Here is a 25,009-nt window from a genome sequence, read left to right as displayed (position 1 = left end):
TATTTAGTGCTTATATACTACACACTTTTTATGTTATCTAATCAACAAATGAGAGAGTTTTTAATAGCTTTTTTCACCTTTTTGAATTTATTATTAGTATCAATATATATATCTAAATTATTAGATACATTATGAAATTTTGAAGTCTTATGAAGCATAGCAAATTCTTTCATTTCTTTTTCTGTGAAGAGAATAGCAGTATTACTTTCAATAAATTTACGAGCATATTGTAATCGAACAAATTTATTAGGTGAATTTTCCAAAACAGCTAAAACGGTTTTATCGACTTCATCCCTATATTCGTTATACTCCAAACTATCAACTTTAAACATTTCATCTAGTAAATTATTAAGCATTTTATTATTGTCAATAGATTTATAAAATGATGTACATGCTCGTTTTATATCATGTCTAAAAATGATTTTCATTTCACTTTCTATAGTGTCTATTAGATCTAATAAATTGTTTGAATATGCTGATAACATATATAATGCTATTACTTGCTTTTTTGTGTATTTCATAATATATTTCCTTTTATTAAAAATTCAATTTTCTAAAAATCCTTTAGGTATAAAGCCGTAGGACTGTCCAACAGTATACTCTATTGGTGGTTGATACAGACGATAATATCCCTTTTTGTTAGGTTTCACGCTGAGGTAAAACCCTTTTTGTTTCAATACTTTTGGTATTTTTTTTACTTTAATCTTATCTGACATTATTTTATTGCCTTTAATGAAAGTAGAAATGATTTTATACTCATCCCCTGATTCTTTAAGTTTTTTGATTGCGAAATCTTGTACTGCCTTTAACATTTTTTATTTCTTTTGATTAACATCGTTCTGCAATATCAGCGATATTACATGCCTTAGAACAATATGATTTTTTACATGAACTCTCCACAAAACATACACTTGTTTTCTAGTTCATCATCATAACAATTTACTATTTTCCAAGTATCATAACTTATCATGATCTAATACTTCTTTATATCCTTGTACTAAATAACTCTTCACTTTATTAGGATGTACAAGTCTGTGTTCTTTCTCTTTTTTTAACCAAATCCAACCTTGGTTTTTTTTTAATTCCTCAACTGATTTTGCCTTTAAGAGTTGTTTTTTTGCATCTTTCCTATAATAGCTTAGTAAAGTGTTTCCTATAGCTTTAGATTTTTCTGGAGAGGAACTTTCATTTTGTTTGTTTTTCATATACTGGTATTTTATTTAAATTATTCTGTTTGTTTTTTAAATTCTTCTTTGTACTCTAGATCTGTTCTTATATGATAATAATGTTGATATAACTTATCTATTTCTTCCCACCATTTAATTTCTTTTTTATTAGGTTTTTTTGGATATCTTTTTTTACCTGTTTTAGCTTTCCATCTTTTCTTTTTTAGTTTACTGACGACTATTTTATAATGATATTTCCCGTCTGGAATAGGGTAAATTTTTAAACCATTATTTAAGCACCAATTGAAATATTTTGCTTCCATTTCTCTAGCTCTCATGATCAAAAGGGTAAATCTTCCTTATCCTCATCGAAATCAGCAAACGCTTCATTAGGATAGGCAACTGGAATATTGCTAACAAGGAATTCTTCAAATTTATCGCCAAGACGTTTTTGATCTATTTGAGTTAATGGCGTTCTTCCTTTTAGATAGTAACGATTGGTTTTACGATCAAAAACAAATCCGTCAATTTCTCCTGGTATTCCAACTAATTTTTGTTTCTTAATCTTTTGACTAGCAAAGATTACCGAAGGGTCTGCAAAATCTATAGCCATTTCTGGTCGCCATACAATATTTACATTATCAGCTCTCTGAGCAAAAACCCCACCTCCCTTAATATTTGATTTCATGGGCTTGAAGTATCGCCCTTGATCCTTATCATTTTTTCGCTGTGTATTTTGATGTGCTACAAGGTTCATTGATAAATAGTAATCACTGGAAAACCTTTTTAATGTTCCTATAAACCTTGTGATATACAATTCTTCTCTTTCATTCGATTTTTGTAAATGTTCTACAGAATTGTAAGGATCTATTATCATCCCCTTAATACCATACTTTTTCACTAGATATTTAGCTTTATCAAATATTGTTTTTAACCTAAAATCTTCTTCTGGATAAATCAGAAAAAAATGCTCATTAACAAAGTTGAAGCCCTCTTTATACTCATCAAAACTCATCTGATTAGATTTATAAAAAGGATCTGTTGATTTACCTATAAACATTTCAATAAGATTATCATAGTAGTCTGTAATAGGAGTGTTTTCAGGACTAAAAACTGCCCATTTCCAATTTTCATAAGCGGATTTAATTACGCATAATTGTTCTAGAAAAGTGGACTTCCCCTCATTTTCGTAACCTGTCCATATAGTTACTTCCCCTCTTCGCCAAGTCCAATGTGAATCAATTTCATTAAAATATGTTGTAGTTCCTCTTTCTTTACCATTAAAAAAAGAATCTTGCATAATATTCCATCTATCTTCTGCCTTGAAAACACCTTCTACTTTTGGTTCTAAAGCTATCTCTAAAAGCTTTTTAAGCTCAAAAGCACCTTTTTCTATCAAATATTCATTTGCATCTTTATATGGAGTATAGGAAACTATCTTTACTTTTTCAGCACCAATTCTACGAATAAGTTCGTCCTGAAGTTTACGACCATTAACATCACTATCTACACCAATGTAGATCAATTCTGCTTGCTCAAAAGCATCATAAGAATTAGTCAAGCATTCTAATTTTTTATCTACATTTTGATCGTTTACGTTTGGTGCGCCTTGATTTACTGATGTATGCCAATCAATACCTGCAACTTCCCACGACATTGCATCAAATTCTCCCTCATTGATAATAATTTTTTTTGCATTCTTAATTCTATCATAGTTAAACATTATTGGTTCAGCACCCATAGCTTGACGGAAATCTTTCTTATCAATCATTCGAGTTTTATAATTGATGAGTTTGCTGTTTCTTAGGTATGGAAATACAATTCCTTTTCCATCTTTAGTCATAGCTATCTTGTTTTTTAAAACGATTTCTTGAGGAATAGCCCTGTTTTCAAACATCTTTACTCCTGATTCAGAAAGTTTGGTTATGTTCTTTTTTGATGGTAATGCATATTTTACAGATACTTGCAATTGTTCTCTATACTTTTTTTCTCTTTGACCAACTTTACCTTTAAATCCACACTTATGACATTTGTAGAAACCTTCTACTATATTAATAGACAAGCTTGGGTCTTTAGTATTTGTTTTCCCTTGACGTATACATTCAGGGCATTGAGATACCTTTTGCTTATTTCTGTTTGATTTGGGGTATATCCCTATAGCTTCAAAATCTAAAAGTGTAGCCATTATTCGAGCATTCGTTTTTTGATTAATTCTACTTGCTCATTATAACCTAATTCATACTGTTCTTTAGTGCTAAGTAACCCCCATTTTAAATTAGAATTATTTTTTGATTTTGTAGGTTCTTCCTGATATTTAAGCCAATTCTTAAAATAAGTAGCAAACTCTAAAGCGTTCTCTTTATTTTTCCCTTGTGATTCTAAGTTTTTAACAAAATCAGGTATCAATTTTTTGATTGTTGATACTTTCTTTTTAGTTGTTGTTGATACTGCGGATAGTAATTTTTTATCTTTTATATATACTTCTGCAAGGCGTAAGATTGAGATATAAATATCTTTAGGGAACTCACTATATAATATCTCTTCTGAAGAGTCCGGTGGTTCTTTAGTGTTTAAAAATAATTCTTGTGCTGAAATAGCTTGTTTTAGTGTTTTAGGATTTATTCCATGTGCTTCAAGAATTTTCATTGCAGAGAAATGAACTTTTATTTTTTCTTTAAGTTCTTTTCCATATTGAAACGTTATAAAAGATGGGATAAACCATTTTTTATCATTATCAAGTACAACTATTTTCTCTTTTTCCTTATTAAATATTTTTAAAGCTTTCTCTGCGGTGATAGGTACTTTTGTTTTTAAATAAATTTGTACCACCTCAAAATCGCAAATCCAGATACCTGCATGATCGCATTCATGATAGAGGAAATCCCAAAAAAGCTTATACTCCTGTGGTAATTGCCTAAAAAAATGTTTTCTGTACTTTTGTGAATCAGTAAAACGTTTAGCCATTGACATACTGTTTTATCTGATTAACACTTATCTTATAAGCTCTAGAGAGTTGTTCTATCGTTAATTCTGTTGTATTTATGAGAATTTCTATTTTTTTTAATACATTCTTAGATGGTCTACATTTTACATTAAGAGCATATTGGATTTTTTCGTTTATCTCGTTATATTGGATTCTTTCATTTTTATCTGTTTCTATAACATTTTGAACAACTCTGAAAGAATGTAATACTGTAGCATGGTTATATCCTTTTACATTATGTTGTTTAGGGTATTTTCCGATTTCTCTATAGCTTAATTTATCTTTTAAGTATTTTCTTGAAAAATGAAAAAACAATTGGCGTTTCCAAACTATTTCATTTACGCGAGTATTCTGTAAAATATAAGAGGTATCAACATTATAATGAGTGGCAATCACATTAAGTATTTCATCAAGTAACTTGTTTGGAGTTCTATGTTGCATCTTATTATCTATTTAAATTTTATTCTTACTTCTTTTCCTAATGTGCTACAAAAACAGCCTTCAATTATTTTTCCTTTTTTATCAATAGCATGAAAACCTGTAGAATGAGAATCTTCTTCTTTACAACAAAACCATTTATGACCTATATTTATAATATTACGATATCCTAATATTTCTAATTTCTTCTTTCCTATAATGAAATCAGAATTACTTGGACTAGACTGAGTAATATATACGGTAAGAACTGTGATTATAGCTATTGAAATTAATAAGCTAATCATCACCTTTTCTTTTAAGTGATTAGAATTATATTTCATGTTTAGCTTTAAAATGGTAAGTCATCATCATCAGAATTCATGTCATGTTGAGGTGATCTTGTCTCTTGATTATCCTTAGAGCTTCCATTTAAAAAGAGAAATTCTTTTACTTTGATTTCTGTACTGTATTTTGTATCACCATTATTATCTTCCCATTGGTTTGTGTGCTTACTTCCTTCGATGTAAAGTCTACTACCTTTTTTAGTGTACTTTTCTAAAGTTTCAGCTCCTTTTCCATAACATACCAATTTATGCCATTCTGTTTTTTTAATTTTTTCTCCTGAGTCTTTACTTTTATATGTTTCCCTTGTTGCTAATGATAGATTTACAACAGCGCGACCATCATCCGTATATGTAATTTTTGGGTCATCTCCCAAATACCCGATTAGAAATACTTTGTTTAACATTTAATATATGTTTACGTTATGATATTTTTAGATTCTTGTTGTTAATAAGGCGTACACCATTAATTTCTCTTCCCTCTTTAATTGCTTTTTTTAAATCTGATTTATTTATATTTTCTGTAGTTGTAGTAGTTTTAAATTCATCAGGTATTAAATTTCTGTCATCAATCTCTATTGATTGGCTTTTTCTAAAACCAAAATTCACCAAACCAACTTTGAAAATTCCAAAAATACTTATAGCTGTGAGCAAAGTATCTTTAAGGCTATTGATAATATTTTGATTACGTTTTTTCATGGCTTGTAAACGTTTAATCTCTTTGTCTATTAATATGTTTTCAGCTTCTCTTTTCAAGATTACTTCGCGATACGCAATACTTTTATGTTCTAAATCATTCTTGGTAATTGTTAATCTTTTTTCAGCTTCTGTAGTCAATTCGCCCTCCATTTGTTCTATCTCGTATAGAATCGAAAGTTGTTCTTGATTGATTGCGAAGAGTGACTTCTTTTTTGGCTTCATTGATTTGACAATTTTTCAATTCTATTTTCTAATTGTTTTTTATGTTCTGGCTTCATTTTCTTTTTTGATGTACTAAAAGCTTTAAGAAATTTTTGAATTGTTATAGCATCAGATTTCATACATTTTTTAAATTGAGTTTCATTTAACCAAATGATATTACTGCCTGTTTTTTCTTTTGAAATAGCTTTTGATGATGTAATTCCATCAATATCGTCGTCTGTTACAATTCCAAGTATCGAGCTTAAAGCATATCTCCTTAAAAACGTTATGATACTTCCCATTCCTTGTACAGGAGACATTTGTTTTTGCTTATTGCTTATCATATCAGCATCAATTGTAGATGATATGTATTGCCCCGAAGTTCCGTGAATTAGAATAGTTTTTACCCCTACATTTTTTGAGTCATTAAAGACCTGCTGCGTATATGATAATCCCGCTTCTTTAAGATGTGGTTTTATTGTCTCTGTTATCGATGCTAAGTCTGCATATTTATATCCATAGCCTTGTGAATTTTTCTCAACTGTAGGACACTTACTTTGAAATATCGTAAGAGCTTTTCCTAGTTCTCCTAATTCTAATCTACTTGCAACGGTTAGCATTTTATCTGTTACGCTTTCTTCCATTATTCTTGTAATTTTATTTCTATTGCTTTTTGTCTGTAATAATCGTTTACAAACTCTACGGATTGCTGTAACGATTCTTTGTCAACAATCCAAAACTCACGCCTTTTTATGTCTATAAAGATTGATTTATTAATGCTGTTCTTATCTGTTGCTTGCTTTTCTAGTTTTCTGAAATCAAGCAATACAAGTAAGCTACTTATATGTTCACTTGTGTGATGAACAATTCTAAATCTATCTTGTTTCATTCTTAATTTTCTTTACTTTTAAATAATCATTCAAATGTTCCTGAGTGATTGTATAGTTTTTTCCTTTTTTACTAGCTCCTAATATTCCATCTAGAATATGTTGTCGTACTGTGTAGTAATCTCGATTTACAATAGTGGCTACTTCTCTAAGTGTATAAGTCTTTTCATTATTAATTTTGTAAATAGATGATTGAAGTTTATCAACTTTCTTGTTTAAATCATCAAAAGATTTTTCAACTACCTTCTCTACTATGACTGAAATGGGCAAATCATGAATTGGCTTTGTTTTATTGTTCATTGAATTATTATTTAGTTTAAAAACAATTTTATTTGCTTGTGTTTTTACTTGTGTTTATATTAAAAAATGATATTAATTAATACTTTTTACTATATTTACGCAAGGTTTTTCTTTAAAATACTTTACAATAATACAAAAACGCAAGTAATATGCAAGTAAAAACACAAGTAAAAACACAAGTAATTTGTCTTTTTTTTATTCTAAATAAATTTATTGGCTTTTACTTCATTGATAATATTTTAAAAAAAAACTATAATTAACTGTAATTAAATAAGTTACTATAACAAAAGGAGTGAAAGCAGTTTTTTTAACTTTTTATTACTTCATAAAAACACACAAGTACAATACTTGTGTTTTAAAAATTTTAAATAAGAATGATTACTGTAGCAGAAAGATTTAGGGAATTGCTTAAAGAAAAGAATGTTTCAATGTATGCCTGTTCTAATGATACAGGAATAGATCAAGGTGTATTAAGTCGTTACAAAAACGGTAAGTCAAAGCCTAGTCCAGCAAATAGGAAAAAACTTGCTAAATATTTTGGAGTTACTATAAATGATCTAATGTGTGATGAAGATAATAGATATGATAATAACGATAATCAAGATCTTACCACTATCCTAAAAAAAAGTATTATAGCTTACTTAATTGATAGTGATGATTTGGATAAACCATATCTAACTTATAATAATTTGAAAAAAAAATATTCTAAGAAAGATTTGATTAGGGAGGTGAATAATGATAGTGAAATTGGATTAGCACTAATGACCAATCTTGTGATAGTGTCTATGAAGTTATTTGATGAAGGCAGTGAAAAGTTATTAAACTTTGATTTAATATAATTTAGCATAAAAAAAGGCATTAGCATAAAAATACACTAACGCCTTTTATTTTTACATCATATTATTTTTTTCTAGTAGTAAATCTAGCTTTTTGTTGATCTCTTCTAAAAGTATTCTTGTTTCTTGCTCAAAAGTTAATTGCCTTTCAGAATCAGTTCCTAATCCTAAAGCGTTCATTTGAGCAACTTTTGCTTTACCTGATAAAATTACTTCGCCTTTTCCATATTTAGCATATTTCATACTTACTTGTGGAAATTTTTTTATAAGCCTTTCTATAAATTTAGCCCCCATTTTGACCTTTCTGCCATTTACTACTTTACCAATATTAGTTACCGATCCTTGATTTTTATAGCCTAAAGCTTTGTATAAACCATAAGTATTGATGTTTAATTCTCTCATGATTACTTTAAGCCTATCACGATCTTTTATTAAAATTTCTTCTTTATTTTCTATTTCTTTGTTCATTTTATGTAGTCTTTCTTAGTTTTTCAAAATCAATTGGTTCTATTTTTATGTTCCAATTTTTCGCTATAACTTTTGAAGCTCGGTTTCCAAATTGCTTTACATAATGTAGCATTTGTTCTTCGGTTGCCCATCCACCTACTTGCATGATTATTTGATTATCTACCCCTTGTAAATATAAATTAGTGGCGAAACTTCTTCTAGCTGTGTGAGAAACAACAAGCTTCCATTTTTCGTATATTCCAAAAATCTTTCTTCTGGTTTTTGTTTCATCCCATAAAACAATATTTTGAATAATTCCTCCGTCAACTTTTTCATCTATCCTAGCAAGTTTAGCTACTTGTTTTATCTTCTGATTAAATACATTTTCTGATATTTTTGGGGGTAATCCTCGCCACTTATAAAGTATCTCTCTTACTTGTGGATGTATAGGGATAACTACTTTAGTTTTTGTTTTCTTAGTTTTGATTAATATTTGACCTGTTTTCAAATTATCCTCATTCAATCCTATTAAATAATCAGAAACTCTTAGACCAGTCCTAAGACCAATAATGTAATTATCTCTTGCAATATCTAAATACTCATCTTTTTCAATACTTAAATCAAGTTGATACAAATCGTTTATTTCCCTTTCATCTAAATATATTAAATCAATATCTTTGTGGTCTACAACATTATTATTTACTTCGTTCCACTCTTTATTCATTTCAATACCTGAGTTAATAGCTTTTTTTTGTAAGTAAGAGCATTTGACTAAAATTGTATTGATTGTTGCAGCAGACATTTTATCCTGTTCTAATAAAAACTTTTTGTATTCAATTTTAAGATCCTTATTATAATCTGAAAACTTGTACTTTTTTCCTGTATATTTTTCAAATCTTCTTATTTTGTCTATAGCGGATGAATATGCTTGATTATCATCGTCATTAAAAACTTTTTCATTTTTTTTCCTATACATATTTGTGGCATTTTTTATCCAATTTACAGCCCAATCATAAAAATAAATATCTTTATTTTCTTTCTTTTTTTCAATCTCTTGTTTAGATCTATTAAAAACATTTAAGACAATACTACGTAGCCAAGTACTATTTATTGGGACACCTGAAATAAAATCAATTTGGTACGCTTCATAAATTGTCAATTCTATTTTAAGTAATTTTTTACTAATACTTACATAATTTTTAAAAGAAGGTACTTTTTTTAATTGTTTTTTTTCAAAATTCCAATGTTCATGTTTGACATAAATTTCTGTTCCTACTGAATAATCAATTGTTTTACTTTTGTAAAACCTAACAAGAATTTGTTTATACTTTCCTTTTGAATTAGAATCTACTTTAAATGTTATATTCATATTTTTTAATATTAGAAACAACAGTAACAAATCAAAAAGAGAAAATAATTATGTTTAACATTAAAACACAATTATTTTCCTTTTTCTTTAATGATATTATTAAGGGGAATTACTCCGAAATACTCTCGACAAAGATATAACTTAAACTAATATGTAGTATATATTTATATACCAAAAAATACCAAAAAATATACTATAAGTATATTTTTTGGTATTTTTTGGTATATTACATGTATATAAAGTGTAGTATTTGAATTTTAATAAAAAATTCACTTTGTAAACCCATTTTATCTATTTTTTTTATACTATATACGCTACTACTATTACTACTACTGTGGGTAGTATTAAGAAAACAATGATTGTATATACGTTATATATAATAGACATCGTATTGGGGTACGATTGGGGTGTCTATGAATTAGAACGCAAAACTACATTTTTATCATTACTTCTCTAATTGGTTTGTCCACATATTTTTTATGGTATAGACGTAAAAATAGTTACTTTTTATTTAACATTCCTTTAAGTTAATGTGTTATTATTTGGTTTTGTTACCTTTTTTTTGTTTTTTCTAAGAATTGCCCTCCGATTTCTGACTTAGAGTCTTTACAATCTTGATTCTCATGATACCTAGTACAGATCCATGTATATATTGATATAGTAGGGATCGTCGTTTAATAGTTTACACATAAAATCTTCTGTATCGATATGTAATACTTGTAGTATCTCATATAATATTTCTTGTGGTGGTTCATCAATTTGATCTAGGTAGCATTGTTATCTTATTTACTCCTTTATTGAGGGTTTAATTTCCTGAGGCTTGCCTAGACATCAAAACATTTTTTTTGTAATCATATCTCGTGAGCTTCCTCCTAGGTTATTGATTTTTATAATAAATAGGGATACGAGAATAATTAGGGACTTATACGATGGGGTATTTATGGGTACGGTACAGGTACTATTCTGGTGTTCCCTAAACATAGTGGTATTGGGGTAACAAAGGGGCATTGTTTTTATATCATACAGGAGCAATTATATGCTATCTGGTACTGGGTAATAATAAGGCTAATGAGAAGCAAATGGTTAATTGTTAATACTGTTTTCATATATTTGTTTCTTGTTGTTATTATATGTTATAAGTATAGTCTGTTTTTGGACTTTTATAAAATAGTTAAGGTTTTTTTTACCTTTAAATATAAAATAAACAGCTTTTTTACTCAAAGTTAATCTGTATATGAGCCTAGATATTAAAAAAGAAAGAGAGAAAAGGGGTATGACCCAAGAGCAGTTTGCTGAACTTTTAGGTGTTAATAAAAAAACAATTGTAAATTATGAGTCTGGAGGTAATATCCCAGAAACTAAATTAAAAATGTTTACAAGAGTATTATATGAAAATTGCCCTAATACATCGCTTATAGAAGATAGCTATAGTATATTTTATGATATTAAGGGAAGAAAGATATCTGATAAAGAGGTCTGCGAGTATGTAGTACGAAATCTGGATAGACTAAAAGAAAGTGATGTGGGCTTAAGAAAATCGATAGATATAGAGGCTTTAAAAATATTGGTAAAGGCTAAAAAACCAGACGGAACTATCGATGTTGATAAAGTAGGAAATTAAGACCTAACTAAACAAACAACTAAGATTGAGACCATGCCTAATTGATTATTAGAAGTGTATGTTTTCTATCTGATATAAGAAATAGCGTTGTTCATGTGATAATATATCGAACAAATCTATTAGTGTGGTTGTAGATTGATCTGATTTTTTTAAATCCTTTTTTAAGGATTGTATTTCTTCTTCTTTTTCCTGAATCAAATCATTATAGTCTCTTTTAAGACTTTTTATACTATCTTGATCAAGATATTTTTCTTTTTGTTTTAGTATGTCTAAAGGATTTTTCATTGTTTGAGTATCTAAGGGAGGAGAGAATTAAAATTAGTCTAAAGAGTCAATTACATCTATGGTATCTACAAAATAATCTTTTCTATCTTCTTCCTTAATGTATTTTTCTTTAACATCGATACCGATGTGCCTAGTAAGCTTTTTTATATTACTCTTGTATATGGATATTATATAGGTTTTGTTATAAAACCAGTACATAGTACTATGAGTTACTATAGCGATACTAAATGCAATTATAGATATTGCTGCTATATGAGCCAAGTATGGTAAATCTGATTTTATATAAAAGACCCACACCAGATAATATAGAGATATGAAGATAAAAACAAAAGACACAAAACTATAGGTTCTTCTAAGTGATTTGTACTCTAGCTGAAGAGTAAGGTATTTAAACAAAATAGAGAGTATAAAAAGAATAATAAATATACTTACCTGATATAAAAAAACATTCATATTCTTAAAATGAAAAACTTTAACTTCTTCACGTATTTTTTTAAGACTTTTATACTTAGTAGAGGCTTGATCCTGAATTTTTATATACTCCATCATCAATTCGCGATTTTTGGAGGTGTTTAAGTTATTTTCTTTAATAAATTCGGCTTTAAGAGTTTTATACACCGAGTTTCTTTGGGAAATCAATTCTTTATAAGCTTTCTCTCTAGCTATAGTTTCTTTACTATTTGTGGAAAAAAAATTATGGCTTGATACTAAAGCTAAAGAAGCAATAGCAACAAGCCAACATATAATTCTTAGTTTTTTATTGTTCGTCTGTTCCTTCGTCTTCTCCAGGGGCAATGACATCTCCTTTATTTGTGCTAAAAGCTTCTTCGATTCCTGTTTCATCCTGTATTGGTTGTGTTTCACAGCTACTTAGTATACTAACTAAAAGTAATGTGCTTACTAAAATAATACGATTTTTCATTTGGTTATGTATTTAATGGATTAGTACCCTAAAATACAACTAAATAAGGGGACTACCCTTAGCCAAATGAAAATTAATATCCATACAGACTAGAATGATTTGGGGAGATGCTATGGTGTGGCAGTATCATACTAATTTGATTTTTTTATATGTTGTTAAAAACAGTCAAATATACTAAAGAAGGTAGCGTATTTAAATACGGTTTTACCGTAAACGCTTGATTTTGTGTAAGTAAAACAACATCATGAGACTGATAGCTAAGGGGTTATAGCATGAATATTTTTTGTTAAAAATGAATATTTTTTTCCCTTAATGGTACTAAAAAAGTAGTGAGATACTTTAATCTCTCATTGAGGATTTAGTTCCCCGAAGCATACCTCATGAGCTTGCTCCGAGGTTGTTGATTGAACAGTCTCTTCAAGTTTGAATGAAAAAGGTTCGAATTTGAATATAAAAAATCCCCCAAAAGATTAGTGTTTTATCTTTTGGAGGATGTTTAATCCCTCATTGAGGGTTTAATTCTCCGAGGTTGTTGATTTCCTTATAGCGGTTTACTTTTTAGAAGTATTATAGTTTTGATTATAAAGTCAACTTTAAGGATGATATATGTATCTGCTTTATATCAGTAGTATAAAAAAATGAATATTTTTAGACCTTTAAGGTTTTTAAAACCTTGAAGATCTGGTTTAGAAGCATTATAGATTTGATTATAAAGTCAACTTTAGGGATGATATATATGTATCTGTTTTATACCAGTAGTACAAGAAAAATAATGTTTTTAGACCTTTAAGGTCTGGTTTAGAAGTATTGTAATTTTAATTATAAAGTCAACTATTTACTAAAATCCTCGTGGATTTTCTATTTGGGATGTATTTGCTAAATTAGTTGCTTGGAACATGTAACTTTTTATACACAAAAATGTTATAGCTAATTTTAAGAAACTAATAATCATTAATCCTAACTATTGTTCTGGATAGAAACATCAATCAAATACTAAAATTTTTAATGAAAAAACTATTTTTAATTATTGCTTGCTCGATTCTTATTATAAACTGCAAAAATCATACAAAAGAAATCCCCGAGAAACTAACAACTGCTCATAGTAATAATCCAGCGTTAGATTCTTTAATGAAAACTTGTTATCAACGTGGGCTTTTTAATGGGAGTATACTTGTATTAAAAAATGATAGCATTATTTATAAAAACAGTTTAGGGTTTTCTGACAGTTTAAAAGCTAAAAAGTTAAAGCAAAATATGTTATTTAATATTGGTTCTATTTCTAAAGAATTCAGTGCCGTTAGTATTATGAAGCTTGTCGAGGAACACAAAATCAATTTAGATGATAATGTCTCTAAGCATATTCCAAATCTTCCGAATTGGTCTACTAAAATTAAAATTCATCATTTATTAAATTATACAAGCGGACTTCCAAAATATAATTGGGAGAAGGTAAGGAATGATAAGGATGTTTATAATGATCTGATGAATATTAAAAAATTAGAGACTGAACCAGGTACTGCTTTTTTATATAGCAATAACAATATTTTTCTTCGGAAAATGATTATTGAAAAAATATCAAAAGTTTCATATAATGATTATGTGCAAGAAAATTTATTAAAACCTCTAGAAATGGAAAATACGTTTCTTTCTCCTCTAACACAGGTTTCTGAATTAGCTATGGGATTTAGTGATAAACCTAATAGTGAAGAACAAACGACATACGATAAAATGTCTGGGAGTATTTACATAACAACCGATGATATGTATAAATGGATTTCTGCAATACACTCTGAAAAAATTATAAGTTCTAATGCTAAAACCATTTTAAACACCCCTTTTACAACAGATTACTATACCGAAACTTCACTTGGAGCACCTAATCTTCAAGATGGTGTAATGACTAGGCATCAACATTCTGGTTCTCATATTAATTATGAATCATTAATTGATCATAATCTGAATAATGGGCTTACAGTAATTTTATTTACCAATACTGCAAATCATAAACTTTGGAAAATCGACCATACTATCAATGCTATAGTACATAATAAACCTTATTTAATTCCAAACCATTCAATCAAAGAGGCAATCCAAGAAAAATGTAAAACAAATATTAAAGATGGGATTTCTTATTATCATCAGTTAAAAAATGAAAATATTGATGGCTATAATTTTGAGGACGAAAGAGAATTAAATAATTTAGGATACGAGTTTTTAAGAGATAAAAAAGTGGATAATGCTATTTCAATTTTTGAGTTGATGGTTTCGGAATTTCCAAATTCTGCAAACGCATACGATAGCTTAGGCGAAGCTTATTTTACAGCAGAAAATATTGAATTAGCCCTAAAGAACTATAAAAAATCATTAGAGCTTAACCCTAATAACTCCAATGCAGCAAAATGGATTGAAACGATGCAAAAACTCTAAAAGAAACTGGCTACAACAAGATCCTCCTATGTAAAGTTTTTTTCCAAATCTTAGGTTAAACCTGCTTTATGTATTAGAAAATCTATTACCTCTTTGAGCTACTGCAAATATATATGTGTTACACTTGATTTTTTCTTTTAACCGATGCTACGCTAAAACTAAGAAAATCACTGTATTTATGATATCTCAAAACTTTATAACGAAGTTCTAATGCATAAAGCGAGTTAAATATAGAATGTTTTATTGTTTTAATCCCTCATTGAGGGTTTAATTCCCCAAGGCTTGCCTCTCATCAAACTATTTTTTTTTCAGAAGAATACGTCGTAAGCTTGCTCCGAGGTTGTTGATTTATCTCATACTACTGGTCAAAACTGGAAGGATTTTAGATACAAATTTAAATCAACAAAAGAAGACTCTAAATGAAAAGGATCATATCTAGAAGGTTTTAATATTAACGAAATAAAGAACAATCGACAGGGTTAAAATCAATCGAAAAAAGACTAACAAAAACCGAGAAACTACTGGAATCTAAAAAATAAAAAACAAATAATAATTTGCTCTATATTGCACATGCATCCTTAGGGATGTAAATACACCATACAAGAAACATCAGTAACAAGCACATCCATCCCGCGATGAATCAAATTTAAATTAATGGATTATAATTCAATATTAAAAAAAGTTCAGCAGTATATTATACTAAATGAACAAGAAATAGATTTTTTTACTTCAGTATTAAGTTTTAAAAAAGTTAAGAAAAAAGAATTTATTCTTAACTCTGGTAAAGTATGCTCTAACTATTATTATGTAGTAAAAGGCTGTATTAAAAAATATTACATTAATTCAGAAGGTAAAGAGCGTATTTTTGAATTTGCAATAGAAAATCAATGGATTAGTGACCAAAATAGCTTTTGGATTCAAACCCCTTCTATTTTTGATATTGAAACGATAGAGGATACAGAAATAATTCAATTAAAAAGAATAGATATAGAACCTCTTTTAACCCGAATACCAAAATTCGAACGTTATTTTCGATTGATTGGGAACGATTTATTATTTAAACAAGAAAGAAGGATAAAACAAAATCTTTCTTGCTCTGCTAAAGAAAGATATAAAGACTTCTTACAAGATTACCCAAATATAGAACCACGATTATCTCAAAGACAAGTAGCCTCTTATCTAGGAGTAAGTCCAGAGTTTTTAAGTTCACTTCGCAATAAAAGTAATCTTATTTCTAACACTTAATCTACATTAAGGTTTACATATTACATACTACATATTTTTGAAAAAAAATGCCTACACTATAACTTACAATCTGTGGTAGGGATTTATAAAATCACAAAATATGATAACGTTACCTGATTTTGAAACTATTCTAATGTTCATCGTTAGTTCAGTATTACTTGTAATAACACCCGGTCCAGCTTTTCTTTATATTTTCACTAGAACAACAGAAGATGGGTATAAGGCTGGTATTCTTTCGGTATTAGGAATTGAAACAGGTACATTATTACACGTTATTACAGTAACTTTTGGACTTTCTTCAATACTTATAAAATCTGACCTAGCGTTTACAATTATAAAATATGGAGGTATTTTTTATTTAATAATTTTAGGAGTTAAAACTATTTACACCGCAAATAAAAATCTCCATAAAGATAGATTGATAAAAAAAATTGATTCAAGTGCTTTTTGGAGTGGTGTAACAATAAGTGCCTTAAATCCTAAATCTATCTTGTTTTTTGTAGTTTTTTTACCTCAATTTATTAATGCTTCTAAAGCAGGAGAAGCCTCACAGATGTTGTTTTTAGGATTATTATTTATCATCATTGCATTGATTTGGGGGCTTGTCTTTGTATTTCTTTCCAATAAATTAGGCGAGTATTTAAAAAGTCATTTTACAAACCTTAGAATTCAAAGTTATATTGTGGGCATAGTTTATATTGGAATAGGTTTCTTTTCACTTTCATTGTTCACAAAATAAGTTCTTCAACTAAAAAACATATTTATGAACAATTTGTCTACTAACAGGCAATAATTCTATTTGCTCTTAAGGATACCTAAAACTGGATACCCCCCGTATACAACACTAGTAACTGTTGCACAAGTCTATACTTTAGAATAAGTCAATATTTTTATAAATGATTACAAAATAATTAGTGTTGTAAATCAATTGAATAAGCCGTTTTCTTAGCGCTATTTAGGGGTTGAGGAAGTATTTTTTTTAATTCCTTCCGATTTCATTAGGATATAATTGATAGGCAGGATCACTCTGCCACCACTCTTTAGTATCAATGTCTAATATGGTCAGTGGTCCTTTAAAGGCAGCGCCTGTATCGATGTTCCATACACAGGTAGATTGTACCGGTGTGGTTTCATTGATTCGAGTAACGGGGGTATGACCGATATATATTTCATCAAATAGTACCAATCGTTTTGGGTAGTTTATATCTGTTTTTTTTAACTTAGGGTCTATGGCTAAAGCGGTTTCCCATAGTGTTCTATCCCAATAAAATGTTTTGCTAAAATATTCTTGATGAGGACCATGAAGATTGGTAAAGCCTGCATGTAAAAATAAACGATTATAGTCATCGATATGATAATTGATGAGGTTTTTATAGAATTGAAGATGAGTATTGATTTCTTCTTTGGATAATTGAGCATAAGAATCTATTGTAGCTTGCCCACCGTGTTTTATCCAATCAGGACTATGTGTTTTTTCTGTTAACCATATGTAACAAAGCTCATCGTGGTTTCCTCTAATAAAAATACAATTATTAGTGGTTTTAAGAGCGATTAAGAACGAAATTACTGCGGCACTATCACTCCAGCCGTCTACGTAGTCTCCCAAAAATATAAGGGTATCATCAGGGGTTACGTTTGCTTTTTTGAGTATTTGTTTTAATGCCAGTAATGCGCCATGTATATCTCCAATTACTAAGGTTCTTCCCATGTCTAGTTTTGGTTGATCGTTTTATAATTCATAATTAACTGTATCGTACTTTTCTTACGATTCTAATACTTTCTTTATAAAGAGAGTATATCGTATCATTATAAGCTTTTAGGTAAGGTTTTGCTTCTTCTAGCTTTTCTTTTGCTTCATTAATATTATTAAAATAGCAGATTAAATAAGTAGCAGGGAGGTTGATAATGTCTTTTTCATCATTTTTTGATAACGGAATTTTGTTCTTTAGTTTGTCGATGATTGCATTATTACTATTGTATAAGTGATATAACGTTTTTCTATCAAACTGAGGTGGCTCGAACAAGAGCTTGTTCTCGATATCATAACTAGCATTGTCTTTAAAAGTGATGACTACTTCTTCTAATGGGTAGTACTTAAAAGTGTCTTGCAAGCCGAGTTGTACATATTCTATGATCTTAAATTGATCCTCAGTAATGGAGATACTTACTTCATCCAATTCTGAGTAAAATAACTTTACATGCTCATTGATTAATTCGATATCGACCCGAGAATAATAAATGTCTCCATTTTGTCGTTTTTCTTTTGCCGCCCAGCAGACTACAAAATATTCTTTAAAAACTTTATAGGTAGGCTGGTAGTCTGTTCTAGAATTAATGAAATCAAAAACACCATCTAAGGTAAGCTCTATATTGTTCTGAGCATGACTTTCTATTGCACTTACAATCTCTGAATTGACATCTTTGATCTCGATATCAAAAACCTTAGGCATACTAATGCTACCATCTCTAAAAAAGACACTACCACCATAGTATTTCCAGATATTTTTGCGCAGAGAACAGAGTTGTCCTCCCTGAGGACGTATGGTAACTAATCCTACTACTTTTTTTGATGGTAAGTGAGGAAAAGGAATGTTCTCATAAGAGACAATAGGAGGATTAGATAAATAAGCATTTACTAAATTCTGAATCTTACTATCATCAAAAAAATCGACTCCCATTATTAGATTATCTTCATCTTCAACACCGATGACGATATAAGAATTGTTTTTTGGGTTAGAGTTGGCTAATGCACAGATATGTTTTAGGAATTTTGCTTTACCTTCTTTTTCACTAATATTAAGTTTACGCTTTTTGTCATAAAAACTATTTTCGTCATTATGTGCTAATAAGTTTTTAATAAGCAGCCGTTTATTAATCATTCCTTAAATTGCAATAGCGATTGTTTTTTCCAATATAAACATAGCTATTTTTATTGGGGTAGCAATACAATGAAAATAAAGAAATTATAAAGTTTTGTTAACGATAAGACTTATTAGGGGTAACATCAGTTTTTCTTCTTTGAGAAAAATGAATAAATACGATAAAAAATGACACGTTGTTTTAAACTTTAATCCCTCATCGAAGATCTAATTCTCCAAGGATTGCCCCATAGAGTATTCATTAAATAATTAATTAATCTTTTTATTAACTATAGTGCTATTGGCTTGTGCAGTAGGAAATACGATAAGATCAGCAATGTTTACATGATATGGTCGTGTCACTACAAAGGCTATAATATCAGCAATATCCTCTGGGGTTAATGGATCAAATCCATTATATACAGTAGCTGCTTTTTGATCATTTCCTTTAAACCGTACGTTGCTAAATTCGGTTTCTACCAATCCAGGATGGATAGCGCCTACTCGTATTCCATATGGATTAAGGTCTATGCGCATTCCCTTATTAATAGCATCTACAGCATGTTTACTTGCACAATAGATATTTCCGTTTGGGTATACTTCTTTTCCGGCAATAGATCCAATATTAATAATATGACCCGATTGTGCAGCAATCATTTTGGGGAGTACAGCTTTAGATACATATAATAAACCTTTGACATTAATATCCATCATGGCATCCCAGTCATCAAGATCTCCTGTTTGGATAGGACTAAGACCATGTGCATTTCCGGCATTATTGATAAGAATATCAATAGTACTAAAAGCTTCAGGCAGGTTTTCTATAGTAGAAAAAACGGCGTCTTTATCTCTAACATCAAAACAAAGTGTATGTACATTTACAGTAGTACTTAATTCATTCTGTAATGCATCTAATCGATGTTGTCTTCTTCCGCATAGTATAAGGTTTATATTGTGCTTTGCCAATTCTATAGCGGTAGACCTACCAATTCCACTGGTAGCGCCGGTTATTAATGCTGTTTTCATTACGATATATTTTTAGGACTATTATAAATACTATAAAAAATGATAATGCCAATTTTTTATATACTTTGTATGAAAAAAATTGCAACACCTTAATGAATGCTACGTCTTTTGATAACATTATCGTGAAAACGATAAAAAAAGGATGTCCAATTTTTTGCAAAAAAGTATTAAATATAGTGTAAAGTTGTGGTCATAAAAGATTTTACAAAGTACATTTAACCAAGAATTAACAAGAAGGCGAAAAATATTTCGACAATTTGCAATGTTGGATTAGGAGTATTAAATTCACGCTTTTAAAAAATATAAAAATAGATGGAAGAGAATAATTCTATTGATATTGCTGCAATCAATCAGAAAATAGAGAAAGAATCTGCTTTTGTAGATTTACTAACTTTAGAAATGAATAAGGTAATTGTCGGTCAGAAACATATGGTCGAACGTTTACTTATTGGGTTACTCGGTCAAGGACATATTTTACTAGAAGGTGTCCCTGGATTGGCAAAAACATTAGCAATTAATACGCTGTCTAAGGCTGTCCAAGGTAGTTTTAGCCGTATCCAGTTTACTCCGGATCTATTACCTGCTGATGTCGTAGGGACGTTAATTTTTAATATGAAAGAAAATGATTTTTCGATTAAAAAAGGACCTATTTTTGCCAATTTTGTTTTAGCAGATGAGATTAACCGTGCTCCAGCAAAAGTGCAGAGTGCTTTATTAGAAGCAATGCAAGAAAAACAGGTGACTATTGGCGATGAAACGTTTGTGCTAGATAAGCCTTTTTTAGTAATGGCGACACAAAACCCAGTAGAACAAGAGGGAACATACCCTCTGCCAGAAGCTCAGGTAGACCGTTTTATGCTAAAAACCGTAATAGATTACCCAAAAATTGATGAAGAACAGTTAATTGTTCGTGCCAATCTAAAAGGGTCTTTTGAAAAAGTAAACCCTGTAGTTTCTGTAGAACAGATTCTGAATGCACAAAAAGCAGTTAAAGAAGTGTATATGGATGAGAAAATCGAAAAATATATCCTAGATATTATTTTTGCAACACGATATCCAGAAAAATACGGGCTAGAAGAGCTAAAACCACTCATCAATTTTGGAGCATCACCTCGGGGTAGTATCAATTTAGCTACAGCAGCAAAATGTTATGCTTTTATTAAACGTAGAGGATATGTAATCCCAGAAGATGTACGTGCAATAATCCATGATGTACTGCGTCATCGTATTGGGATTACCTATGAGGCCGAAGCAGAAAACGTAACTTCTGAAGACATTATTAATAAGATCGTTAACGAAATTGAAGTGCCATAAACTTTTTTCTTACCCCCAAGGAAGAACTAATGAGGGGTATTATAAAAGTTTAACATACAATGAAGCAAAAACAAATTATAAACCTTTTAAAAATCCCCCTTTTGGGGACTTATGGATACTAAGGAGTTACTAAAAAAAGTTCGTAAAATAGAGATTAAAACACGTCGCCTAAGCGATCATATCTTTGGAGGAGAATACCATTCTACTTTTAAAGGACGTGGAATGACCTTTAGCGAAGTACGACAATATCAATTTGGTGATGATGTGCGTACTATTGATTGGAATGTAACGGCACGGTATAATGAACCTTATATAAAAGTATTTGAAGAAGAACGAGAATTGACTATGATGTTAATGGTTGATGTCTCTGGATCGCAACTCTTCGGGACGCAAAAACAATTTAAAAAAGGAATTATTACAGAGATTGCTGCTACATTAGCATTTTCTGCAACTCAAAACAATGATAAGATTGGATTAATTCTGTTTACAGATGAGATCGAATTGTTTATTCCTCCAAAAAAAGGAAGATCTCATGTATTAAGAATCATAAGAGAGTTATTAGAATTCGAACCGAAAAGTAAGAAGACTAATATTACCGAAGCACTAAAGTTTTTGTCTAATGTGATGAAAAAGAAAGCCATCGTTTTTATACTTTCTGATTTTATAGCAGATGAGTATCAACGTACCTTAAAAATTGTAGGAGGAAAACATGATGTTACCGGTATTAGAGTGTATGATAGAAGAGAAGAAGAAATCCCTAATATAGGTATGGTACAGATGGAAGATGAAGAAACAGGAGAATTAATATTGGTTAATACAAGCTCTAAAAAAACACGAATTAATTATAGTGCATATTATAAAGAAAGAGTAGACTACTTTAAAGATAGTTTTACCCGTAGTGGAGCAGGTTCATTAAGTAGTAGGATTGATGAAAGCTATGTTAAAAAATTATTAGGCTATTTTAAAAGAAGAGGATAATCTATAATGACGAATTACAAATTACGAATTGATACTAAATTAGTACAGCAAAAAGTGCTGAAGCTTTTTGTTTGGGGGATATGCTCTATATGGGGAGTAGGAAGTTTTGCTCAGGTTTCGGCAACAATTGATTCTACAACAATAGAGATAGGAGATGAGATGAGATATACAATGCAAGTTGAAGCAGATTCAACTCAGATTGTAGTTTTCCCCGAAGGACAAAGCTTTACACCCTTAGAAGTGATCGAATCTTATAAAATTGATACCTCCAGAAATGGAAAACAGTATCATCTACTAAAAGAATATGCGTTAACCCAGTTTGATTCGGGACAGTACACTATACCAAGGCAAAAGGTAATGATCGGAGATCAAACCTTCTTTACAGACTCTCTAAAAGTAGAAATCAAAGATGTACTAGTCGATACAACCAAGCAAAAGATGTATGAGATCAAACCTTTGGTAGCAGTAGAATCACAATTTATTTTTAATTGGAAAAAATGGATTTTGTGGATTGCTATTCCACTATTGTTACTAGGGATTGTTGCTTTTTTTGTATTAAGAAAAAAGAAACGTAAAGCAGCTAAAGAAGATACCTTACCTCCATATGAGAGAGCACTACTGACATTAAAAAAGATTGATGAATCCCATTTATTAGAGAAAGATTCTCATAAAGAATACTACTCACAATTAAGTGATGCTGCACGTAAGTATATCGATGAAGAGGTATATGACCACGCAATGGAAAGTACCACAGACGAATTGATTGCAAGACTAGACGAAGAAATAAAATCAGGTCATCTTCATCTAGATAAAACTACTATTGAAGAACTTAAAAATGTTTTGAAAACAGCTGATATGGCTAAGTTTGCTAAATCCAAGCCTGATGTCATTACAGCTAGAGCAGATCGTAATGTAATCGAACAAGTAATTCATAAAACAAAAAGTGCAATACCAGAACCCACAGAAGAAGAATTACTGGCTGATGAAGAGTATAGAAAAGAAGTAGCCGAGAAAATACGTAAAAAGAAAATAATCTTCGGTAGTATAGGAGGAGTAGCAATACTTGCCATTACACTACTCATCTTTATTATTGTTAAAGGCTATGATGTGGTAAAAGATACCCTTTTAGGACATCCTACTAAAGAGCTAGCAGAGTCAGAATGGATCACTAGTGCTTATGGAGCACCACCAGTAACAATTACAACACCGAGAGTTTTGATCCGTAATGCGTATCAAATGACCGAGGAACAAAAACAAATCCTTAAAGGAAATGAGACTTTTGTGTATGGTAGTATGATAGGTGATTTTTATGTCGTTGTTTCTACTATCCAATATACTAAACCAACCCAAGTAGATTTAGAAAAAGCAGTAGAAGGTACTGTAGGAGCTTTTGAGGCACAAGGAGCTAAGAATATCTCAGTAAAGAATGAAGCGTATGAAACACTGGGAGGAGCCAAAGGAATTAAAGTATATGGGAATCTAGAAGTAGAAAATCCAGTTACTAAGGAAAAACAAAAGAATGACTATCTGATGTTAAACTTTGCCGAAGGTGGAGGATATCAACAAATAACCATTGTGTATAATAAAGAGGATCGATATGCAAAGGCTATTGCCGAACGTATTATTAATTCTGTAGAACTTAAAAATGCCAAATAACGATGTTTGAAAATTTTACATTCGAAAATCCACAGTTTTTTTGGTTGTTTTTATTACTTCCATTAGCAATAGCATGGTACGTCTGGACACGAAATAAACAGCAAGCCGCACTAAAAATATCTAGTATCAAAGGATTTAAAACCTCTGGTAGTTGGCTAGCGAAACTAAAACCAGTACTATTTGTACTACGATTACTTGCATTATCATTACTCATTACAGCATTGGCAAGACCAAGAACAGTAGATGTCTCTACGAAATCAAAAACCACCAAAGGTATTGATATTGTTATGTCAATAGATGTCTCTGCCAGTATGTTAGCAAAAGATCTTAAACCTAATAGATTAGAGGCACTAAAAGAAGTTGCAGCAGAGTTTATTAAAGGACGACCTAGTGATCGTATCGGATTAGTAGTGTATGCTGGAGAAAGTTTTACCAAAACTCCTATTACAAGCGATAAGTCTATCGTATTAAGTAGTCTAAAAGGGGTCGTGTATGACAATGTTTTAGAAAACGGTACAGCGATAGGAATGGGATTGGCAACATCCGTAAACCGACTTAAAAATAGTAAAGCTAAGAGTAAAGTAATTATTTTGCTTACAGATGGTTCTAATAATGCAGGTTTTATAGATCCTAAAATAGCATCAGAATTAGCCGTAGAATATGGAATAAAAACCTATACCATTGGTATTGGTACTAATGGTATGGCATTGGCTCCTGTTGCAATATTACCTAATGGATCTTTTCAATACGGTAGAGTGCCAGTAGAAATTGATGAAGATTTATTAAAAGAAATTGCTAAGGTTACAAAAGGGAAATATTTTAGAGCAACAAATAACAAAAAATTACAAGAAATTTATCAAGAAATTGATAAATTAGAAAAAACCGATATCGAAGAATTTAAATTCTATAATTACGAAGAAAAATTTAGAATGCTAGTACTTCTGGCAGGTCTGTTAATTTTTATAGAGTTTTTGTTACGATATACAGTATTTAGAAGTTTTATATAAAAAAATAATAAAATCCTCTAGTAA

The 25,009-nt window shown here is 30.0% G+C and carries 30 protein-coding genes; 9 read left to right on the top strand and 21 right to left on the bottom strand.

What is annotated here, in order from left to right; all coding sequences use genetic code 11:
* Positions 1 to 41: 41 nt before the first annotated feature.
* The 13 genes from N456_RS12410 to N456_RS12350 form a co-directional block, all read right to left on the bottom strand.
* On the bottom strand, positions 42 to 521 hold the full coding sequence (locus tag N456_RS12410; protein WP_062057366.1) for a hypothetical protein: 480 nt from the start codon (positions 519 to 521) through the stop codon (positions 42 to 44).
* Positions 522 to 545: 24 nt separating this feature from the next.
* Positions 546 to 812: a hypothetical protein gene (locus N456_RS12405; RefSeq protein WP_062057364.1), complete on the bottom strand. Its 267-nt coding sequence runs from the start codon at positions 810 to 812 to the stop codon at positions 546 to 548.
* A gap of 144 nt (positions 813 to 956) precedes the next feature.
* On the bottom strand, positions 957 to 1,205 hold the full coding sequence (locus N456_RS12400) for a hypothetical protein (protein WP_062057362.1): 249 nt from the start codon (positions 1,203 to 1,205) through the stop codon (positions 957 to 959).
* 20 nt (positions 1,206 to 1,225) lie between these two features.
* A complete protein-coding gene (locus tag N456_RS12395) occupies positions 1,226 to 1,504 on the bottom strand; it encodes a hypothetical protein (RefSeq protein ID WP_062057361.1) in 279 nt (92 codons plus the stop codon).
* A 2-nt stretch (positions 1,505 to 1,506) separates the two neighbouring features.
* Positions 1,507 to 3,351 carry a DnaB-like helicase C-terminal domain-containing protein gene (locus N456_RS12390; RefSeq protein WP_062057359.1) on the bottom strand — a complete coding sequence of 615 codons (1,845 nt, stop codon included), beginning with the start codon at positions 3,349 to 3,351 and terminating at the stop codon, positions 1,507 to 1,509.
* Positions 3,351 to 4,130, bottom strand: a complete 780-nt coding sequence (locus N456_RS12385) for a hypothetical protein (protein ID WP_062057357.1) — start codon at positions 4,128 to 4,130, stop codon at positions 3,351 to 3,353. Before N456_RS12385 ends, N456_RS12390 begins: the two co-directional genes overlap by 1 nt.
* Positions 4,123 to 4,590, bottom strand: coding sequence for a helix-turn-helix domain-containing protein (locus N456_RS12380; RefSeq protein ID WP_062057355.1), 468 nt, complete (start codon positions 4,588 to 4,590; stop codon positions 4,123 to 4,125). Before N456_RS12380 ends, N456_RS12385 begins: the two co-directional genes overlap by 8 nt.
* Before the next feature lie 8 nt (positions 4,591 to 4,598).
* The gene (locus N456_RS12375) at positions 4,599 to 4,907 is read right to left on the bottom strand and encodes a hypothetical protein (RefSeq protein WP_062057353.1); all 309 of its coding nucleotides are present in this window, start codon (positions 4,905 to 4,907) and stop codon (positions 4,599 to 4,601) included.
* Between the two features lie 8 nt (positions 4,908 to 4,915).
* Positions 4,916 to 5,314: a single-stranded DNA-binding protein gene (locus N456_RS12370; RefSeq protein ID WP_062057351.1), complete on the bottom strand. Its 399-nt coding sequence runs from the start codon at positions 5,312 to 5,314 to the stop codon at positions 4,916 to 4,918.
* A gap of 16 nt (positions 5,315 to 5,330) precedes the next feature.
* Positions 5,331 to 5,828 carry a siphovirus Gp157 family protein gene (locus N456_RS12365; protein WP_082422519.1) on the bottom strand — a complete coding sequence of 166 codons (498 nt, stop codon included), beginning with the start codon at positions 5,826 to 5,828 and terminating at the stop codon, positions 5,331 to 5,333.
* Positions 5,825 to 6,451 (bottom strand): ERF family protein, encoded by a 627-nt coding sequence (locus tag N456_RS12360; protein ID WP_062057347.1) that lies wholly within the window; start codon positions 6,449 to 6,451, stop codon positions 5,825 to 5,827. Before N456_RS12360 ends, N456_RS12365 begins: the two co-directional genes overlap by 4 nt.
* Positions 6,451 to 6,696 carry a hypothetical protein gene (locus N456_RS12355; protein ID WP_062057345.1) on the bottom strand — a complete coding sequence of 82 codons (246 nt, stop codon included), beginning with the start codon at positions 6,694 to 6,696 and terminating at the stop codon, positions 6,451 to 6,453. The genes N456_RS12360 and N456_RS12355 overlap by 1 nt, the downstream gene beginning before the upstream one ends.
* Complete coding sequence (locus N456_RS12350; protein ID WP_062057343.1) at positions 6,683 to 6,994, bottom strand: helix-turn-helix domain-containing protein; 312 nt, start codon at positions 6,992 to 6,994, stop codon at positions 6,683 to 6,685. The genes N456_RS12355 and N456_RS12350 overlap by 14 nt, the downstream gene beginning before the upstream one ends.
* Before the next feature lie 374 nt (positions 6,995 to 7,368).
* Here N456_RS12350 and N456_RS12345 point away from each other — a divergent pair, with 374 nt between their 5' ends.
* Positions 7,369 to 7,833, top strand: a complete 465-nt coding sequence (locus N456_RS12345) for a helix-turn-helix domain-containing protein (protein WP_062057341.1) — start codon at positions 7,369 to 7,371, stop codon at positions 7,831 to 7,833.
* Between the two features lie 51 nt (positions 7,834 to 7,884).
* Here the strand turns inward: N456_RS12345 and N456_RS12340 are convergent, their stop codons facing one another.
* Together N456_RS12340 and N456_RS12335 are read right to left on the bottom strand one after the other, a co-directional pair.
* A complete protein-coding gene (locus tag N456_RS12340) occupies positions 7,885 to 8,298 on the bottom strand; it encodes a hypothetical protein (RefSeq protein WP_062057339.1) in 414 nt (137 codons plus the stop codon).
* A gap of 1 nt (position 8,299) precedes the next feature.
* Positions 8,300 to 9,646 (bottom strand): tyrosine-type recombinase/integrase, encoded by a 1,347-nt coding sequence (locus tag N456_RS12335; protein ID WP_062057337.1) that lies wholly within the window; start codon positions 9,644 to 9,646, stop codon positions 8,300 to 8,302.
* 1,234 nt (positions 9,647 to 10,880) lie between these two features.
* Here N456_RS12335 and N456_RS12330 point away from each other — a divergent pair.
* Positions 10,881 to 11,267, top strand: a complete 387-nt coding sequence (locus tag N456_RS12330) for a helix-turn-helix domain-containing protein (RefSeq protein WP_062057335.1) — start codon at positions 10,881 to 10,883, stop codon at positions 11,265 to 11,267.
* 48 nt (positions 11,268 to 11,315) lie between these two features.
* Here N456_RS12330 and N456_RS12325 read toward each other — a convergent pair whose 3' ends face one another.
* Genes N456_RS12325 through N456_RS24470 form a run of 3 tightly spaced genes read right to left on the bottom strand, consistent with a single transcriptional unit; the run spans position 11,316 to position 12,474 of the window.
* Positions 11,316 to 11,552, bottom strand: coding sequence for a hypothetical protein (locus N456_RS12325; protein ID WP_062057333.1), 237 nt, complete (start codon positions 11,550 to 11,552; stop codon positions 11,316 to 11,318).
* A gap of 33 nt (positions 11,553 to 11,585) precedes the next feature.
* Positions 11,586 to 12,353, bottom strand: a complete 768-nt coding sequence (locus N456_RS12320; protein WP_148639310.1) for a hypothetical protein — start codon at positions 12,351 to 12,353, stop codon at positions 11,586 to 11,588.
* Entirely contained in the window at positions 12,310 to 12,474 is a 165-nt protein-coding gene (locus N456_RS24470) for a hypothetical protein (RefSeq protein WP_158447882.1), read from the bottom strand. The genes N456_RS12320 and N456_RS24470 overlap by 44 nt, the downstream gene beginning before the upstream one ends.
* A 1,005-nt stretch (positions 12,475 to 13,479) precedes the next feature.
* Between N456_RS24470 and N456_RS12315 the strand changes: the two genes are divergently transcribed.
* The 3 genes from N456_RS12315 to N456_RS12305 all read left to right on the top strand — a co-directional run bounded on the left by N456_RS12315 (position 13,480) and on the right by N456_RS12305 (position 16,885).
* Positions 13,480 to 14,901: a serine hydrolase domain-containing protein gene (locus tag N456_RS12315; protein WP_062057328.1), complete on the top strand. Its 1,422-nt coding sequence runs from the start codon at positions 13,480 to 13,482 to the stop codon at positions 14,899 to 14,901.
* Positions 14,902 to 15,555: 654 nt separating this feature from the next.
* Positions 15,556 to 16,146, top strand: a complete 591-nt coding sequence (locus N456_RS12310) for a Crp/Fnr family transcriptional regulator (RefSeq protein ID WP_062057326.1) — start codon at positions 15,556 to 15,558, stop codon at positions 16,144 to 16,146.
* A gap of 100 nt (positions 16,147 to 16,246) precedes the next feature.
* On the top strand, positions 16,247 to 16,885 hold the full coding sequence (locus N456_RS12305) for a LysE family translocator (RefSeq protein ID WP_062057324.1): 639 nt from the start codon (positions 16,247 to 16,249) through the stop codon (positions 16,883 to 16,885).
* A 240-nt stretch (positions 16,886 to 17,125) separates the two neighbouring features.
* Here the strand turns inward: N456_RS12305 and N456_RS12300 are convergent, their stop codons facing one another.
* The 3 genes from N456_RS12300 to N456_RS12290 form a co-directional block, all read right to left on the bottom strand.
* Positions 17,126 to 17,854 (bottom strand): metallophosphoesterase family protein, encoded by a 729-nt coding sequence (locus tag N456_RS12300; RefSeq protein ID WP_062057322.1) that lies wholly within the window; start codon positions 17,852 to 17,854, stop codon positions 17,126 to 17,128.
* A gap of 34 nt (positions 17,855 to 17,888) precedes the next feature.
* Entirely contained in the window at positions 17,889 to 19,025 is a 1,137-nt protein-coding gene (locus N456_RS12295) for an ATP-binding protein (protein ID WP_062057320.1), read from the bottom strand.
* 249 nt (positions 19,026 to 19,274) lie between these two features.
* Positions 19,275 to 20,030, bottom strand: coding sequence for an SDR family NAD(P)-dependent oxidoreductase (locus N456_RS12290; RefSeq protein ID WP_062057318.1), 756 nt, complete (start codon positions 20,028 to 20,030; stop codon positions 19,275 to 19,277).
* A 312-nt stretch (positions 20,031 to 20,342) separates the two neighbouring features.
* On the opposite strand from N456_RS12290, the gene N456_RS12285 reads away from it, so the two are divergent.
* The 4 genes from N456_RS12285 to N456_RS12270 all read left to right on the top strand — a co-directional run bounded on the left by N456_RS12285 (position 20,343) and on the right by N456_RS12270 (position 24,985).
* Complete coding sequence (locus N456_RS12285; protein WP_062057316.1) at positions 20,343 to 21,344, top strand: AAA family ATPase; 1,002 nt, start codon at positions 20,343 to 20,345, stop codon at positions 21,342 to 21,344.
* Positions 21,345 to 21,455: 111 nt separating this feature from the next.
* Positions 21,456 to 22,322: a DUF58 domain-containing protein gene (locus N456_RS12280; protein WP_062057313.1), complete on the top strand. Its 867-nt coding sequence runs from the start codon at positions 21,456 to 21,458 to the stop codon at positions 22,320 to 22,322.
* Between the two features lie 6 nt (positions 22,323 to 22,328).
* A complete protein-coding gene (locus tag N456_RS12275) occupies positions 22,329 to 23,978 on the top strand; it encodes a BatD family protein (protein ID WP_062057311.1) in 1,650 nt (549 codons plus the stop codon).
* A gap of 2 nt (positions 23,979 to 23,980) precedes the next feature.
* Positions 23,981 to 24,985 (top strand): vWA domain-containing protein, encoded by a 1,005-nt coding sequence (locus tag N456_RS12270; protein WP_062057309.1) that lies wholly within the window; start codon positions 23,981 to 23,983, stop codon positions 24,983 to 24,985.
* Positions 24,986 to 25,009: the final 24 nt, after the last annotated feature.

The sequence above is a fragment of the Aquimarina longa SW024 genome (genome assembly GCF_001401755.1).
GTDB lineage: Bacteria > Bacteroidota > Bacteroidia > Flavobacteriales > Flavobacteriaceae > Aquimarina > Aquimarina longa.
This window is presented reverse-complemented; position numbering and strand designations above follow the sequence as displayed.

Coding starts and splice junctions, on each gene's coding strand:
- N456_RS12410 (WP_062057366.1), bottom strand. CDS start 521: ATGAAATACACAAAAAAGCAAGTAATAGCATTATATATGTTATCAGCA.
- N456_RS12405 (WP_062057364.1), bottom strand. CDS start 812: ATGTTAAAGGCAGTACAAGATTTCGCAATCAAAAAACTTAAAGAATCA.
- N456_RS12400 (WP_062057362.1), bottom strand. CDS start 1,205: ATGAAAAACAAACAAAATGAAAGTTCCTCTCCAGAAAAATCTAAAGCT.
- N456_RS12395 (WP_062057361.1), bottom strand. CDS start 1,504: ATGAGAGCTAGAGAAATGGAAGCAAAATATTTCAATTGGTGCTTAAAT.
- N456_RS12390 (WP_062057359.1), bottom strand. CDS start 3,351: ATGGCTACACTTTTAGATTTTGAAGCTATAGGGATATACCCCAAATCA.
- N456_RS12385 (WP_062057357.1), bottom strand. CDS start 4,130: ATGGCTAAACGTTTTACTGATTCACAAAAGTACAGAAAACATTTTTTT.
- N456_RS12380 (WP_062057355.1), bottom strand. CDS start 4,590: ATGCAACATAGAACTCCAAACAAGTTACTTGATGAAATACTTAATGTG.
- N456_RS12375 (WP_062057353.1), bottom strand. CDS start 4,907: ATGAAATATAATTCTAATCACTTAAAAGAAAAGGTGATGATTAGCTTA.
- N456_RS12370 (WP_062057351.1), bottom strand. CDS start 5,314: ATGTTAAACAAAGTATTTCTAATCGGGTATTTGGGAGATGACCCAAAA.
- N456_RS12365 (WP_082422519.1), bottom strand. CDS start 5,828: ATGAAGCCAAAAAAGAAGTCACTCTTCGCAATCAATCAAGAACAACTT.
- N456_RS12360 (WP_062057347.1), bottom strand. CDS start 6,451: ATGGAAGAAAGCGTAACAGATAAAATGCTAACCGTTGCAAGTAGATTA.
- N456_RS12355 (WP_062057345.1), bottom strand. CDS start 6,696: ATGAAACAAGATAGATTTAGAATTGTTCATCACACAAGTGAACATATA.
- N456_RS12350 (WP_062057343.1), bottom strand. CDS start 6,994: ATGAACAATAAAACAAAGCCAATTCATGATTTGCCCATTTCAGTCATA.
- N456_RS12345 (WP_062057341.1), top strand. CDS start 7,369: ATGATTACTGTAGCAGAAAGATTTAGGGAATTGCTTAAAGAAAAGAAT.
- N456_RS12340 (WP_062057339.1), bottom strand. CDS start 8,298: ATGAACAAAGAAATAGAAAATAAAGAAGAAATTTTAATAAAAGATCGT.
- N456_RS12335 (WP_062057337.1), bottom strand. CDS start 9,646: ATGAATATAACATTTAAAGTAGATTCTAATTCAAAAGGAAAGTATAAA.
- N456_RS12330 (WP_062057335.1), top strand. CDS start 10,881: ATGAGCCTAGATATTAAAAAAGAAAGAGAGAAAAGGGGTATGACCCAA.
- N456_RS12325 (WP_062057333.1), bottom strand. CDS start 11,552: ATGAAAAATCCTTTAGACATACTAAAACAAAAAGAAAAATATCTTGAT.
- N456_RS12320 (WP_148639310.1), bottom strand. CDS start 12,353: ATGTCATTGCCCCTGGAGAAGACGAAGGAACAGACGAACAATAAAAAA.
- N456_RS24470 (WP_158447882.1), bottom strand. CDS start 12,474: ATGAAAAATCGTATTATTTTAGTAAGCACATTACTTTTAGTTAGTATA.
- N456_RS12315 (WP_062057328.1), top strand. CDS start 13,480: ATGAAAAAACTATTTTTAATTATTGCTTGCTCGATTCTTATTATAAAC.
- N456_RS12310 (WP_062057326.1), top strand. CDS start 15,556: ATGGATTATAATTCAATATTAAAAAAAGTTCAGCAGTATATTATACTA.
- N456_RS12305 (WP_062057324.1), top strand. CDS start 16,247: ATGATAACGTTACCTGATTTTGAAACTATTCTAATGTTCATCGTTAGT.
- N456_RS12300 (WP_062057322.1), bottom strand. CDS start 17,854: ATGGGAAGAACCTTAGTAATTGGAGATATACATGGCGCATTACTGGCA.
- N456_RS12295 (WP_062057320.1), bottom strand. CDS start 19,025: ATGATTAATAAACGGCTGCTTATTAAAAACTTATTAGCACATAATGAC.
- N456_RS12290 (WP_062057318.1), bottom strand. CDS start 20,030: ATGAAAACAGCATTAATAACCGGCGCTACCAGTGGAATTGGTAGGTCT.
- N456_RS12285 (WP_062057316.1), top strand. CDS start 20,343: ATGGAAGAGAATAATTCTATTGATATTGCTGCAATCAATCAGAAAATA.
- N456_RS12280 (WP_062057313.1), top strand. CDS start 21,456: ATGGATACTAAGGAGTTACTAAAAAAAGTTCGTAAAATAGAGATTAAA.
- N456_RS12275 (WP_062057311.1), top strand. CDS start 22,329: ATGACGAATTACAAATTACGAATTGATACTAAATTAGTACAGCAAAAA.
- N456_RS12270 (WP_062057309.1), top strand. CDS start 23,981: ATGTTTGAAAATTTTACATTCGAAAATCCACAGTTTTTTTGGTTGTTT.